The organism is Zhihengliuella sp. ISTPL4, assembly GCF_002848265.1.
Lineage (GTDB): Bacteria > Actinomycetota > Actinomycetes > Actinomycetales > Microbacteriaceae > Microbacterium.
This window is the reverse complement of sequence record NZ_CP025422.1, coordinates 1,773,357-1,786,456: the sequence shown is the minus strand read 5'-3', so window position 1 is coordinate 1,786,456 and position 13,100 is coordinate 1,773,357. Positions and strand designations below refer to the sequence as shown.

At 71.0% G+C, this 13,100-nt stretch carries 15 protein-coding genes; 6 read left to right on the top strand and 9 right to left on the bottom strand.

Features of this window, described 5'->3' with window-relative positions:
• The first annotated feature begins 55 nt into the window (after positions 1 to 55).
• The 6 genes from CYL12_RS08550 (at position 56) to CYL12_RS08525 (ending at position 5,783) form a co-directional block, all read left to right on the top strand.
• Positions 56 to 415 carry a holo-ACP synthase gene (locus CYL12_RS08550; RefSeq protein WP_101847229.1) on the top strand — a complete coding sequence of 120 codons (360 nt, stop codon included), beginning with the start codon at positions 56 to 58 and terminating at the stop codon, positions 413 to 415.
• A complete protein-coding gene (gene alr, locus CYL12_RS08545; RefSeq protein WP_101847228.1) occupies positions 412 to 1,518 on the top strand; it encodes an alanine racemase in 1,107 nt (368 codons plus the stop codon). The genes CYL12_RS08550 and alr overlap by 4 nt, the downstream gene beginning before the upstream one ends.
• 50 nt (positions 1,519 to 1,568) lie before the next feature.
• Positions 1,569 to 2,006, top strand: a complete 438-nt coding sequence (tsaE, locus tag CYL12_RS08540; RefSeq protein WP_101848735.1) for a tRNA (adenosine(37)-N6)-threonylcarbamoyltransferase complex ATPase subunit type 1 TsaE — start codon at positions 1,569 to 1,571, stop codon at positions 2,004 to 2,006.
• Positions 2,003 to 2,848, top strand: coding sequence for a response regulator transcription factor (locus tag CYL12_RS08535; RefSeq protein ID WP_199399091.1), 846 nt, complete (start codon positions 2,003 to 2,005; stop codon positions 2,846 to 2,848). The genes tsaE and CYL12_RS08535 overlap by 4 nt, the downstream gene beginning before the upstream one ends.
• Before the next feature lie 209 nt (positions 2,849 to 3,057).
• Complete coding sequence (locus CYL12_RS08530) at positions 3,058 to 4,650, top strand: sensor histidine kinase (RefSeq protein ID WP_101847227.1); 1,593 nt, start codon at positions 3,058 to 3,060, stop codon at positions 4,648 to 4,650.
• Positions 4,647 to 5,783: a COX15/CtaA family protein gene (locus CYL12_RS08525; RefSeq protein ID WP_101847226.1), complete on the top strand. Its 1,137-nt coding sequence runs from the start codon at positions 4,647 to 4,649 to the stop codon at positions 5,781 to 5,783. Before CYL12_RS08530 ends, CYL12_RS08525 begins: the two co-directional genes overlap by 4 nt.
• A 6-nt stretch (positions 5,784 to 5,789) precedes the next feature.
• Here CYL12_RS08525 and csrA read toward each other — a convergent pair whose 3' ends face one another.
• The 9 genes from csrA to CYL12_RS08480 are packed head-to-tail and all read right to left on the bottom strand — an operon-like array spanning position 5,790 to position 13,093.
• Entirely contained in the window at positions 5,790 to 6,041 is a 252-nt protein-coding gene (gene csrA / locus CYL12_RS17480) for a carbon storage regulator CsrA (protein WP_101847225.1), read from the bottom strand.
• A gap of 4 nt (positions 6,042 to 6,045) precedes the next feature.
• Positions 6,046 to 8,109, bottom strand: coding sequence for a flagellar biosynthesis protein FlhA (locus CYL12_RS08515; RefSeq protein WP_101847224.1), 2,064 nt, complete (start codon positions 8,107 to 8,109; stop codon positions 6,046 to 6,048).
• Positions 8,106 to 9,197, bottom strand: a complete 1,092-nt coding sequence (locus CYL12_RS08510) for an EscU/YscU/HrcU family type III secretion system export apparatus switch protein (protein WP_101847223.1) — start codon at positions 9,195 to 9,197, stop codon at positions 8,106 to 8,108. The genes CYL12_RS08515 and CYL12_RS08510 overlap by 4 nt, the downstream gene beginning before the upstream one ends.
• On the bottom strand, positions 9,194 to 9,955 hold the full coding sequence (locus CYL12_RS08505; RefSeq protein WP_101847222.1) for a flagellar biosynthetic protein FliR: 762 nt from the start codon (positions 9,953 to 9,955) through the stop codon (positions 9,194 to 9,196). Before CYL12_RS08505 ends, CYL12_RS08510 begins: the two co-directional genes overlap by 4 nt.
• Positions 9,956 to 9,959: 4 nt before the next feature.
• Positions 9,960 to 10,232: a flagellar biosynthesis protein FliQ gene (gene fliQ / locus CYL12_RS08500; protein WP_101847221.1), complete on the bottom strand. Its 273-nt coding sequence runs from the start codon at positions 10,230 to 10,232 to the stop codon at positions 9,960 to 9,962.
• Entirely contained in the window at positions 10,229 to 11,038 is an 810-nt protein-coding gene (gene fliP, locus CYL12_RS08495; protein ID WP_101847220.1) for a flagellar type III secretion system pore protein FliP, read from the bottom strand. Before fliP ends, fliQ begins: the two co-directional genes overlap by 4 nt.
• Positions 11,035 to 11,466 (bottom strand): FliO/MopB family protein, encoded by a 432-nt coding sequence (locus CYL12_RS08490; RefSeq protein ID WP_233486689.1) that lies wholly within the window; start codon positions 11,464 to 11,466, stop codon positions 11,035 to 11,037. The genes fliP and CYL12_RS08490 overlap by 4 nt, the downstream gene beginning before the upstream one ends.
• A 50-nt stretch (positions 11,467 to 11,516) precedes the next feature.
• On the bottom strand, positions 11,517 to 12,176 hold the full coding sequence (gene fliN, locus CYL12_RS08485; protein WP_060922126.1) for a flagellar motor switch protein FliN: 660 nt from the start codon (positions 12,174 to 12,176) through the stop codon (positions 11,517 to 11,519).
• Positions 12,173 to 13,093 (bottom strand): flagellar motor switch protein FliM, encoded by a 921-nt coding sequence (locus CYL12_RS08480; protein WP_233486889.1) that lies wholly within the window; start codon positions 13,091 to 13,093, stop codon positions 12,173 to 12,175. Before CYL12_RS08480 ends, fliN begins: the two co-directional genes overlap by 4 nt.
• Positions 13,094 to 13,100: the final 7 nt, after the last annotated feature.

The window sequence follows — 13,100 nt, the reverse complement described above, 5'->3', positions numbered from 1 at the left end:
GAGGGGTGGGGCGTTCGTAGAGGGGTGGATGGGGAAGCCCGAGTAGGCTGAACGCGTGATCATCGGCACCGGCATCGACCTCGTGGACATCCCGCGGTTCGAGCGCACGATGACCAGGACCCCCCGGCTGCGGGAGCGGCTGTTCGCTCCCTCCGAGCGCGAGCTCCGGCTGCCGTCGCTGGCTGCCCGTTACGCCGCGAAGGAGGCACTGATCAAAGCTCTCGGCGGCTCCGACGGCGTGCACTGGACCGAGATCGAGATCGCTTCCGAGCCCTCGGGACGACCGCACTTCGTCCTGTCCGGCTCCACCGCCGCGGTGGTCGAGGAGCGCGGCATCCGCACGCTGCATCTGACCCTCACCCACGACGCCGGCCTCGCCGCCGCGTTCGTCGTCGCCGAAGGAGCCCCGCTGTGACCGTCCCTTTCCGCGAGGCCACGATCGACCTGGATGCCATCGCCGACAACGTGCGGCACTTCCGCCGCCTCACCGGCGTGGAGGTACTCGTCGTCGTCAAGGCGAACGCGTACGGGCACGGAGCGGCCGCGACCGCCGTGGCCGCGCTCTCCGCCGGCGCCACCCGCCTCGGTGTGGCCGAGATCCCTGAGGCGCTGGAGCTGCGCCGTCAGGGCGTGCACGCCCCCATCGTGGCCTGGCTGCATGCGCCGGGAGAGCGGTTCGTGCAGGCAGCGGCCGAGGGGATCGAGCTCGGTATCTCGTCGTACGACCAGCTGCAGGCGGCAGCCGCCGCCGCGTCCGCCGACCGCCCCGTCGCCGTGCATCTGAAGCTCGAGACCGGCCTGTCGCGGAACGGCATCGCCCCCGACGACTGGGGGAGGGTGCTCGCCGAGGCCGCTCGTCTGGAGCGCATCGGACGGGTCCGCGTCGTCGGGCTCTTCAGCCACCTCTCCAACGCCTCGCCCGCCGACGACCGCGCCGCGCTCGCCCGCTTCGAGGAGGGGGTGACGCAGGCCGCCGCCCTCGGCGTCCGTCCCGAGATCCGCCACATCGCCGCGACGGCCGCCGCGATCGACCTGCCGGAAACGCGTCTGGACGCCGTCCGCATCGGCATCGGAGCCTACGGCGTCTCCCCCTTCGATGACCGCTCCTCCGCGGAACTGGGTCTGCGCCCGGCCATGACCTTGCGCGGCGCCGTGGCCGCCGTGCGCCGTGTCCCCGCCGGCACCGGGGTGTCCTACGACTACGCGCACCGCACGGACCGGGAGACCACGCTGGCGCTGGTCCCGCTGGGCTACGCCGACGGCGTGCCCCGCAGCGCCTCCGGACGGCTTCCGGTGTCGATCGGCGGCCGTCGGTACACGAACGTCGGACGGATCGCGATGGATCAGTTCATCGTGGACGTCGGAGATGCCCCGGTCGCCGTGGGCGACGAGGTCACGCTCTTCGGGGACCCGACCCTCGGCGTGCCCTCGGCCGCGGACTGGGCGGAGGCCGCCGGCACCATCGGCTACGAGATCGTCACGCGTATCGGGCACCGGGTTCCACGGAGGACGACGTGAGCCTGGATCCGGCGTTCCTCGGACGCCGCCGGATCGCCACCGCGGAGGAGATGGAGCAGCTCGGCCTGCGCATCGGCGAGCAGCTCGAGCCGGGGGATCTGCTCATCCTCACCGGACCGTTGGGGGCGGGCAAGACCACGTTCACCCGCGGCCTGGCCGAAGGTCTCGGCGTGCGGGGCCCGGTGCAGAGTCCGACTTTCGTGATCGCCCGCACGCATCCGTCGCTCGGGGGCCGCGCGCCGCTGGTCCACGTCGACGCCTACCGTCTCGGCTCCGCCGCCGAGCTCGACGACCTGGATCTCGACCTGGAGCGGTCGGTGGTGGTCGTGGAGTGGGGCCGCGGCATGGCGGAGGAGCTCGCCGACGCCTGGTGGGACATCGAGATCGAGCGCCCCGTCGGATCCGGCGAGGACGACGACCTGGACCCCTCCGAGCTGGATGCCGACGCCCCGCGCTTCGTCACCATCGCCCGCGAGGAGCGGTCGTGACGGCGGGCCAGGGCGCGCCGCTGGTCGCGGTCATCATCGAAGACGACCCTGGTGTGCAGTCCCTCCTCGACGAGGTCTTCCTCGCCGCCGGTTTCCGGACCGTGCTGGCGGGCTCCGGGCCCGAGGGCCTCGCGGCCGTGGCAGCGCATCGTCCGGTCATCACGACGCTCGACATCAACCTCCCCGGCATCGACGGCTTCGAGGTCGCGCGGCGCATCCGCCAGGTCAGCGACACCTTCATCATCATGCTGTCCGCCCTGGCCGAGGAATCGGACGTGGTCCTCGGCCTCACGTCCGGCGCCGACGAGTACCTCGTCAAGCCCTTCCGGCCGCGCGAGCTGCGGGCGCGCATCGAAGCGCTGCTCCGCCGCACCCGCACGTCCGCCACGGAGCAGGCCCCGCTCGCCGCCCCCGCGCCGGCGATCCCCGCCCCCGCGGCTCCGCCCACGACGCCGAGCGTCCCGCTGCCGGTCGCGGCGGCCGCTGACGCCACCGTCGCCACGTGGCGCGGGCTCGTGCACCGCGACCTCAGCCTCGATCTCGACACGCGCCTCGTCCTCGTCGCCCAGCGCCCCGTCGAGCTCACCCCCACGGAGTTCGACCTGCTCGCCGCGCTTCTCGAAGCCGGCCGCAGGGTGTGCAGCAAGGCCGACCTCGCCCTCGGGCTCCGTGGGCCCGCCGGTGACGCGCATGACCGGGTGAGCGAGCCGGACAAACGGGCCATCGAGACCCATATGGCCAACCTTCGTCGGAAGCTCCGCGACAGCCCGACCGCCCCGCGCTACATCGAGACGGTGCGCGGCGTCGGATACCGCCTCACATCCGACGACCGGCACGTCTGAACAAAGGGGTCGAGGCCGCGGCTCCCCCACCGCGGCCCCGGATGCCTGCGAATCCCCACTCGCGCGGCCCCAGCTTCTGCGAAATCCCCAGTCGCAGCGTCGGCTCCCACTCAGAATCGTAGGCCGCGAAGGCCGCCTGAAGAGCGGGAAGTGGCGATCTTTGAGTAATCTTGCGTGAATGCTGAGGATCGACCGGGAGGCGGGCCTTGATGATCCGCACGGTCTCGATCTGGCGGTGGCAGCTGGTGTTCACCGCGAGCATCGTCGCCATCGTGGTGATGGTCGCGGGCTTCCGGCCGCAGACCCTCGCGATGCCGCTGTTCGTGGCGGGAATCGGGCTCATCGTCGTCACCACCCTGGTGGCTCTCATGGTGCCATGGCAGCGTCTCCCGCGGGCGGCGGTCGCGGTGCTCCCGCTGCTGGATGTTCTGGGCGTCGGATTGACGACGAATGTCCCGGATCTCCGGCTGGGCTTCCTCTGGGTGTTCCCGGTCGTGTGGCTGGCGACCTACTTCTCGATGCCGTGGGTGTTCGTGGGCATCGTGTTCAGCGGCGGGTGCCTGGTGTTCTTCGCGGACCGCTCGGGGGAACCGGCTGACGTCCTGCTGCGGGTGCTCACGGTCGTCATCACGCTGAGCTTCCTCGGCGTGACCGTCCGCATCGGTGCACAGCGCTCCGGTGCGGCGAGACGACTGCTGCAGCGACGCTCGGAGCAGGTCAACAGGGCGGCGGAGCGCGCCGAGACGAACCAACAGCGCGTCACGCAGATCATCGACGCGCTGGGTGTCGCGCTGGTCGTGGTCACCGCGGAGGGCCGCATCCTGCAGATGAACGACGCTTACCGCGCACTCTACGGGCGGGACCGTTTCGGGGCGGCGCTGCCATCCGCCTCGGTCGAGTACGACGCACGGCGCGGCGCCGCTCTGGTTCCGGAGCGCACCACCCTCGCGAGGGCGGCGGCGGGGGAGCAGATGCGGGAGGAACGGGTGTGGCTGTACGACGGCGCGGGGCAGTGGCATGCGCTCGCCGTGACCACGCAGCCGATCGCCGGCGCCAGGGAGGGGGAGCGCATCACCCTCGTCGTCATCGACGACGTCACCGCCCTCCTGGAGGCGGCGGAGGAGCGCCGTGCCCTCACGGCCGTCATCTCCCATGAGCTGCGCAACCCGCTCACCGCGATCATCGGTCACGTCGAGCTCCTGCGGGAGCGCGATGACCTCCCAGGGCGGGTGCCGGCACAGATCGACATCATCGCGAACGCGGGAGAGCGGATGCAGGATCTCGTCACGAGCATGCAGGCGCAGACCGGCCGGACCTCTCACGACCCGTTCGAGCCGGTGGACCTGCGTGTCGTCGTCGAGGAGTCCGCCGCCTCGTTCGCGCCGTTGATGGGCGCGGCCCGCCAGGACCTGGTGCTCGACGGGGTGGCCCGCATGGTGATCACGGGTGATGCTTTCCGCTTGCGTCAGGTCCTGGACAACCTGCTGGGCAACGCCGTGAAGTACACCTCCGCGGGCGGGCGTATCACCGTGCGTCTGGCGGAGTCCGACGAGCATGCCGAGATCACGGTGACCGACACGGGCATCGGTATCGCCGAGGAGGACCTGCCGCGCCTGTTCGAGCCGTACTTCCGCGCCGACGGCGCCGTGCGCGGCGGAATCGCCGGTACCGGGCTCGGCATGGGCATCGCCCGCGACATCGTCGTCGCGCACGACGGCATCATCCTCGTGGCCAGCGAGGTCGGCGTCGGCACCACCGTCACCGTCCGTTTCCCCCGGAGCAGGAAAGAGGTTCCCGCATGACCCCGCTCGTCCCCGTCAGCGTCGACGTCACGACGAGCATGGTCGTGGTCGTGACCGTGCTCACCGCGGTCGTCGTGGGCCTGGCGACCCTCGCACGACCGAGCAGGGCGACGATCGTCTGGGGCGTCGCGTTCGGCATCGGGATGCTGGGCGCCTACCTGTGGGCCGCGGGCCACTACACGGGCAGTCCCGTCCTCCGGGCCGCCGCCTCGGCGATCGTCGTCGCCTTCGTACCGCTCGTTTGGATCGGCGTGCGGATGCACTTCCGGCGCACAGCACCCTGGCTCCCCGTCCTCCTGTCCCTCGTCGGCGTGCCGACGGCTCTGATCCTGACGGCGGGTACGCGCTGGTACCTGCCGGTCTTCCACGTCGTCTTCCTGGCGATGGCGGTCTTCGCGGGGCTGCTGGCGTGGGAGCTCCTCCGGGGGCAGCCGGCGTCGAGGGACATCGTGCTGCCGCTCGCGCTCGCCGCCTGTGGGTTCGTCGTCGTCGCGATCGTCAGCGCCTGCTCTGCGCTCGTCTCAGGCGGCGTGAGCACCGAGGCGCAGTTGAGTGTGCTGCGGGGGATGAACGCGGTCGGGACGATCGTGGTGAGCACGTGCGCCGCGTTCACCCTCGTGCTCCTCGTGCGGGTGGAGGAGGCGGCTCCCGGAACCGACGGCGCCGCGGACCGGGCCAGGGATCGGCTCCGCAAGGCCGCAGCGCAGAAGGACACCGCGTGGTCGGTGCTCGACATCCGGCTGGACGACCCGACCGATCTGCGGGAGGCATCGAGCAGCGCCGGCTTCCGGCGTATCGCCGATCGGTTCCATGCCGACATCTGCGCCGCATTGCCGGCGACCGCCGACGCGGAGCGGGTCGCCGACGACCGGGCGATCGTGCTCATTCACGGCAGCGACGAAGCGGTGCGCTTCCACCTGCGGGCGATCCTCACATCCGTCTCGATCATCGATCTGGACGCGCCGGCGAGTGGGATCCGCTCGTCCGCGAGCATCGGCTGGGCGACGGCCGGCGTCGCCGGATTCGATTACGACGCCCTGCTGGCGGCGGCGTCGTCGGCCGCGAACCGGGCGAGCGACGCCGGCGGGGATCAGTGGAAGCGGGCCAGGGATTCGGACCTGGCTGCCGTCTGAGCGGGCCTAGGGGGTCTGCTTCGCGCGCCCCCGCGCGAGTGCGGCGGTGATCGCGTCCGCGGCGCTCGCGTCGGTGTCGGCGGCGGCGGAGACGTTCTCGGCGACGACCGCCTCGATGATCTCAGTGCGCTGGATGCGAGTCTCCCGCGGGGCCTTGACCCCGATGCGCACGCTGTCGCCCTTGATGTCGAGCAGCGTGACCTCGATCTCGCCGTCGATGCGTACGCTCTCACCGATCCGCCTCGTCAACACCAGCATTCGTTCAGCCTACTGGTGCGGCGGGGGCGGCCCCGAGCGACGCGGTGGAGGAGTCGCGGACCACGCCGATCGTCTCGATCGTGAGCGGTGCGGCCGTCGCCTCGCTGTACGAGAGCACGGGGAGACCGTCGGTCTGCGCCGACACGAGCCGCCGCACGGCCGGGCGCAGGGACGGGGCGCACACGAGGACAGGTTCACCGCCGTCGGCCTGCGCCGCCAGGGCCTGCTTCACCGACGCGATCACCGCCTCCAGCCGCGGCGGATCGAAGACGATCTGCGACCCCTCGTCGCTCGGGCGGAGGCTCTCCAGCATCGCCTGCTCCAGCAGCGGGGCGATCATGACCACGCGCAGCGTGCCGTCCTCGGCGAAGCGCGCGGCGATAGCCGGCCCCAGGGCCGCCCGAGCCGCTTCGATCAGGCCCTCCGGGTCGGTCGAGGTCTTGGCCCGCAGGGCGAGCGCCTCGTAGATCCGGCTGAGGTCGTTGATCGGCACGCGCTCGGCAAGGAGACCCTGCAGCACGCGTTGGACTTCCGCGAGGGACAGCAGGGCGGGCGTGAGCTCCTCCACCGCCGACGGCGAGACCTGCTTCAGGGCGTCGGTGAGCTGGCGCACGTCCTCGCGGGTGAGCAGGCGCGCCGCGTGGGTCTGGATGACACTCGACAGGTGGGTGATGATGACGCTCGCCCTGTCGATCACCGTGGCTCCCGCGAACTCCGCGCTGTGCCGCATCTCCATCGGGATCCATTTGCCCTCGAGGCCGAACACCGGGTCCAGGGCAGCGGTCCCCGGCAGGCTGTCCAGGCCCTGTCCGAGAGCCAGCACCGATCCGGTCGGCGCGGTGCCCCGCCCGGTCTCGACGCCGGCGATGCGGATGACGTAGGTCGCCTGGGGGAGTTCGATGCTGTCCCTGGTGCGCACGGGCGGGGTGACCAGACCGAGGTCGAGCGCGATGCGCCGCCGCAGTGCCTTGACCCTCGCGAGGAGATCGTCGGGGCCGCCGGTCACCAGGTCCACGATGTCCGGGGCGAGGAGGATCTCGAGGGGGTGCACCCGCATGCGCTCGATGAGTTCCTCCGGCTGGTCCGCGGGCACCGGCGCGGGGGCCTGTGCGGCCTCCGCCTCTTCCCGCTTGCGGGTCGCGGTGATGCGCTGGGCGATGAGGAGCAGCAGGGCGCCGATCGCCAGGAACGGGAGCATCGGCATGTGCGGGATGAGCGACATCACGATGGCGGCGCAGCCCGCGATGAGGAGAGCGTTGCGCGACTGCCCGAGCTGCGCCGACGCGGCCGTGCCCATCTCGGCCTCGGCGGTCGACCGGGTGACGATCATGCCGGTCGAGACAGCCATGAGCAGGGCGGGGATCTGCGTGACGAGACCGTCACCGATCGTGAGGAGGCTGTAGGTGCTGACGGCCTGGTCGATGGACATCCCGTGCTGGACGAGACCGATCGCGATGCCGCCGACGAGGTTGATGATGATGATGACGAGGCCGGCGATCGCGTCGCCCTTGACGAACTTCGAGGCGCCGTCCATCGCACCGTAGAAGTCCGACTCGGCCGCGACCTCCGCCCGGCGCTCACGGGCTTCGGTGTCGCTGATGAGGCCGGCGTTGAGGTCGGCGTCGATCGCCATCTGCTTGCCCGGCATGGCGTCGAGCGTGAACCGAGCCCCGACCTCGGCCACGCGCTCGGCGCCCTTGGTCACCACGACGAACTGGATGACGACGAGGATGAGGAACACGACCGCGCCGATGATGAGCGAGCCGCCCACCGCGATCGCCCCGAACGCCTCGATGACCTGTCCCGCGTAGGCCTCGCCGAGAACGAGGCGGGTGGAGGCGACGTTGAGCCCCAAGCGGAACAGCGTCGCCACGAGCAGCAGCGAGGGGAACACGGAGAAGTCGAGCGGCTTCTTCACGAACATCGACGTCAGCAGGATCACCAACGCGAACATGATGTTGAGGATGATCAGCACGTCGAGCAGGAACGGCGGCACCGGAACGACGAGCAGCATGATGATGCCGACGACGCCGATGGGCACTCCGAGTGTGGGGAGCAGCTTCTTCATACGGTCCTCCGATAGGGGAGCGAGTGGATACCGCGGGCGGCGCCGCGACGCCGCAGCGCGTCGACGAACACGAGGACACGCGCCACGGCGTTGTAGAGGTCTTCGGGGATCTCCTGCCCCAGCTCGCACGCGGCATGCAGGGCGCGGGCGAGCGTGACGTCGCGGACGAGGGGGACGCCCGACTCGAGCGCCTTCTCACGGATGCGCTCGGCGATGACACCGCTGCCGTTCGCGACGACCCGCGGGGCGGACGTTCCGGGGTCGTATTCCAGGGCGATGGCGATGTGCGTGGGGTTGACGACCACGACGTCGGAGCCCGCCACGGCGGCGATCATGCGGTTGCGGCTCACCGCCAGCTGGCGCGACCTGCGCTGCTGGCGGATCAGCGGGTCGCCCTCGGAGTTCTTGTTCTCGTCGCGCACCTCGCGCTTCGTCATGCGCGTGTGCTTGCGGTTCCGCCGCATGACGACGAACAGGTCGATGGCAGCGAGGACCAGGCCCACGGCGATGGCGGTCTGCAGCAGGGCCGCGGTGCCGTCCGCTGCGGTGCCGAGCAGCCGGGAGATCGAATGGGCGCCGCTCGCGGTCAGCACGGGCATGAGGCCGGCGATGACGACCCACAGCGCAAGAGCGATGGCAGCCGTCTTCAGCAGGGCCTTCGCGCCCTCCCAGAGGGCCTGCAGACCGAACACCCGACGGACGCCGGAGACGAGGTTGAACTGCTCGTAGCGCCCGGACAGCTTGCGCAGGTGCACGCCACCCTGTACCACCGCGCCGAACAGCGTCACGATCGCGACCGCGGCCAGCAGCGCGCCCAGCGTGGGCAGTACCGAGGCGAGGGCCCGCCCCAGGGCGGCGAGGGCGGCTTCCGGAGAGGGCGCCTGCATGAGCCCGGCGAGGGTCACCAGCTGCTCGGTGCCGGCCGCGGTCCCCGCGGCGATGGCGGCGGGCATCATGACGGCGGCGGCGCCGATGCCGAGCCATGCCGTGAGGTCCTGGCTCCGGGCGATCCGGCCCTTCTGCCGGGCCTCCCTGAGGTGCTTCTCGGTGGCCTTCTCGCTGCGCTCGCCGCTGTCCGAACCGCTCACGGTCTCACCCCCTGCATCAGGCGGAACGCCTGGGTGGCGAGGGCATCGACGATGCCGGGGAACGCGACGTACACGGCGCCCGCGAGCAGGAGTGTGAGGAGGATCTTGACGGGGAAGCCCATCGCGAAGGCGTTGAGCGCCGGCGCCACGCGCGTGATGAGCCCGAGCCCGACATCGGCGAGGAAGAGCACGAGGACCAGCGGTCCCGCGATCTGGACGGCCGCCAGGACCATCTGGGACACCCCGTCGACGAGCAGTTCTGCCGGCCCTGCCACCGCGAACACGCCGTCGACCGGCACGGCGTCGAAGCTGCGCGCGAGGCCTGCGAGGATGAGCTGATAGCCACCGGAGGCGAAGAGCAGCGTGAGGGCCGTGAGATGGAACAGGCGCGTGAACTGGGCGCCGTTCACCATCGCCGCCGGATCGAAGGCCTGGGCGAGCTGGAACCCGCCGAACACGTCGATCAGGCTGCCGGCGGCCTGGACCGCGGAGAAGCACAGGAGCACGAGGAAGCCCAGCAGCGCGCCGGTCAGCAGCTGGATGACGAGCGCGCCGAGGAACGGCCCCGTGTCCAGGTTCTCGTACCCGGGAGCGACCGCCCCGCCGACAGCGAGCGACAGCCCGATCGAGAGCATCGCCTTCACGCGCACCGGGATCGCGCCATACGAGAACGGCGGGGCGATCATGATGAACGCCGTGATCCGCACGGCGGCGAGCAGGGTGGCCTCCAGCCACGCGAAGTCGATCGGGATGAACACGGGCTCATCCGCTCAGCAGGGAGGGGATGCGGGCGAACATCTCGTTCGTGAAGGCGATGATCTCGGCGATCATCCAGTTCCCGGCGATGAGCAGGGCGATGCCGACCGCGACGATCTTCGGCACGAACGACAGCGTCACCTCCTGCACCTGGGTGATGGACTGCAGCAGCGAGATCGCGAAGCCCACCACGAGCGCCGTGACGAGCATCGGCGCGGCGAGCTTCGCGGCGATCAGGAGGCCCTGGGCGCCGATGTCGAGGACGGCTTCCGGGCTCATCCCACACCTCCGTAGCTCTCCAAGAGGGCTTTGATGATGAGCCCCCACCCGTCGACGAGGATGAACAGCAGGATCTTGAACGGCAGCGAGATCATGACCGGAGGGAGCATCATCATGCCCATCGACATCAGTGCCGCGGCGACCACGAGATCGATCACGAGGAACGGCACGAAGATCACGAAGCCGATGATGAAGGCGGCCCGCAGCTCCGAGATCATGAACGCGGGGATGAGCGTGTACATCGGGACGCTCGCGGCGTCCTCGGGGTTGTCCTGTCCGGCCATCCGGGTCATCAGTGCGAGGTCCTCCTCGCGCGTGTAGTGCAGCATCCACTCCCGCAGCGGGCCCTGCCCGACGTCCACGGCCTGCGTGAACGTGAGCGCGCCGTCGATGTACGGCTGCACCGCGAGCGTGTTGATCTCGGTCAGGACCGGCCACATGATGAACAACGACAGGAAGAGCGACAGTCCGGCGAGCACCTGATTCGGCGGGATCGTCGGCAGCGACAGGGCGTTCCGGGTCATCGCGAGCACCACGAAGATCTTCGTGAACGACGTCATCATCAGCAACAGCGCGGGGGCCACCGACAGCAGCGTGATCCCCAGGAGGGTGAGGATCGATCCGGACGGGCCGCCGTCGATGCCGTTGATGTCGATCGTCACGCCCTCGCCGTCGTCCGGGGTGAGCTCCGCGTGCGCGGCGGTGCCGGTGAGGGCGACGAGGACGACGGCGAGGAGGATCGCGACCGCGACGAGGACGAGCAGCCGCGAGGCGCGACCGCGATCGACGGCACGGGTCGCGGTCATCGTGCGCGCCGGAGCGCCTCGGCGGTCTGCCGCCAGGTGTCGGGGGAGAGGATGGAACCGCGGAGCGGGTCGTTGCGGTGCCGCACGCGGCGACGGAGCTCCGGAGGGGCGGCGGACACGGCGGGGGTGCTCGTGAGGGCGGCGGCGGCGAGGATGCGGTCGAACTCGGCGTCGTCGGTCGTCGCTGCGGCCGTATCCCCTGTGTGGTCCTGCTCATCGACCGCCGGCCGGACCGGAAGGCGGTCCACCACACTCACGCCGTGCTCGGTGACCCCGAGGACGTAACGGGCGTCGTCGGTCTGCACGACCACGAGCTGCGCCTTCGGACCGATGCCTTGACGTCCGAGCACCGTGATGGCCTCGGCGTCACGCCGTCGCGCCTGGGTCTTCGAGACCCGGCGCTGCAGGAACCAGAGCAGCCCGAGCACCGCGGCGAGCGACAGCCCGACCCGCAGCGCGAGCAGGAGGTCGTCCAGGGTCAGGCCTCGACGTTCTCGAGGATGCGGGTGATCCGCACCGCGTAGTCCTGGTCGACGACGACGACCTCGCCGTGCGCGATCGTGCGGCCGTTGAGCTTGACGTCCGCGGGGGCCCCCGCAGAGCGGTCGAGTTCCACGATGCGACCGGGTTCGAGGTCGAGCACGTCGCGGACCGCCATGCGAGTGCGGCCGATCTCCACCGTGAGCTCCATCTCGACGCCCGCGATGCGATGCAGACGGCCGTCGGCTCCGGTCGGACGTGCCGGGCGATGCGTGATCCGCACCGCGAGTCGGCCGATGGTCCGCTCGGTGTGGTCAACGAGGTCGAAGAGCTGGGTCTGCGGGTCGGCGAACACAGCCGACGCGTCGCCGACGGCGGCCTCGCCGAGCAGTCCGGGGCCGAGGGCGGTCGCCGCGGCCTCGAGCGCATCCAGCAGCCGGTCGGTGAGCGGGCGGTCTCCGAGACCGTCGACGAGCACGTCGGCGTCGAGGAGCTGGACGGCGAGCTGGGCGCTCGCCTCTCCGACGAACTGCGCCACGACGGCCTCTCCGGTGTCGCCGGACACCTGAGAGGCGCGGGCGGTGACCGGTGCGGCGGTGGGCAGTCGCGCCGCGAACGCGGCGGCGACGGCGGACTCGTAGGCGGTGGTGCTGATCACGCGGACTCCTGAGCGGGGGCGGTAGCGGGGATGGTGGCGGTCACGACGCAGGCGAGGCGGGCGCCGGCGCTGCCGACGGCTGCGGTCGCGACGGTCTGGTCGCCGACGGTGAGGAGCATCGGGCGGTCGGCGGCGTGCGGCAGGGGGAGCAGGTCGCCCACGGCGAGGTCGAGCACGTCGCGAGGCAGCACCGTCCGCGGTGCCAGTCGGAGCGCCATCTCGACCGGAGTCGCCTCCACCTGCCGGCGCACGAGGCCGGGGGTCTCGGAGCGGTCGGCGTCGGAGGCGCGTACCGCGAAGCCGGCGAGCACCGAGGCGGGGAGCATGATGCTGGCGGGGACGGTCCTGCCGCCGTGGCGCATCGACAGACGCGCCACGATCACCGGCTCTGCGGCGGCGGCGACCTGCGCGAACTGAGAGCTGTACTGGATGCCGGCGACGCCGATCCCGGTGGGCAGCAAGCCGTCGAGGCTGCCGGTGAGATGATCGATCGCGTCGTCGATGAGTGAGCGGATGAGGGCCTGCTCGATCGGCGTGAACGTGCGGTCCTCGGCGGTGGCGATGACCCTGCCGCCGACCATCTGCACGATCCAGGACGTCGCGGTCGGAATCGGCACCTGCACGATCATGCGCTCGTCGGAGTCCGGCAGCGCACACACGATCATGGTCGTGGTCGTGGGCAGCGACTGCGCGTATTCGCCGTAGGTGAGCATGCCCACGTGCTCGACGGCGATGGTCGCGCGCACGTGGATCTTGCCCGAGAGCTGGGCCGACCACTGACGGGCGAACGTCTCGAACGCGAGCTCCAGGGTGCGGGCGTGTTCGCGCGACAGCGTCGCCGCCCGCCCGAAGTCGTAGACCTCGACGTCGGCGGTCGCCGTTTCCGCGCGCACTCGCGAGCGCACGCCGTCATCCATCACCACG

Coding starts and splice junctions, on each gene's coding strand:
- tsaE (WP_101848735.1), top strand. CDS start 1,569: ATGGAGCAGCTCGGCCTGCGCATCGGCGAGCAGCTCGAGCCGGGGGAT.
- CYL12_RS08530 (WP_101847227.1), top strand. CDS start 3,058: ATGATCCGCACGGTCTCGATCTGGCGGTGGCAGCTGGTGTTCACCGCG.
- CYL12_RS08525 (WP_101847226.1), top strand. CDS start 4,647: ATGACCCCGCTCGTCCCCGTCAGCGTCGACGTCACGACGAGCATGGTC.
- csrA (WP_101847225.1), bottom strand. CDS start 6,041: ATGCTGGTGTTGACGAGGCGGATCGGTGAGAGCGTACGCATCGACGGC.
- CYL12_RS08515 (WP_101847224.1), bottom strand. CDS start 8,109: ATGAAGAAGCTGCTCCCCACACTCGGAGTGCCCATCGGCGTCGTCGGC.
- fliQ (WP_101847221.1), bottom strand. CDS start 10,232: ATGAGCCCGGAAGCCGTCCTCGACATCGGCGCCCAGGGCCTCCTGATC.
- fliP (WP_101847220.1), bottom strand. CDS start 11,038: ATGACCGCGACCCGTGCCGTCGATCGCGGTCGCGCCTCGCGGCTGCTC.
- CYL12_RS08480 (WP_233486889.1), bottom strand. CDS start 13,093: ATGGATGACGGCGTGCGCTCGCGAGTGCGCGCGGAAACGGCGACCGCC.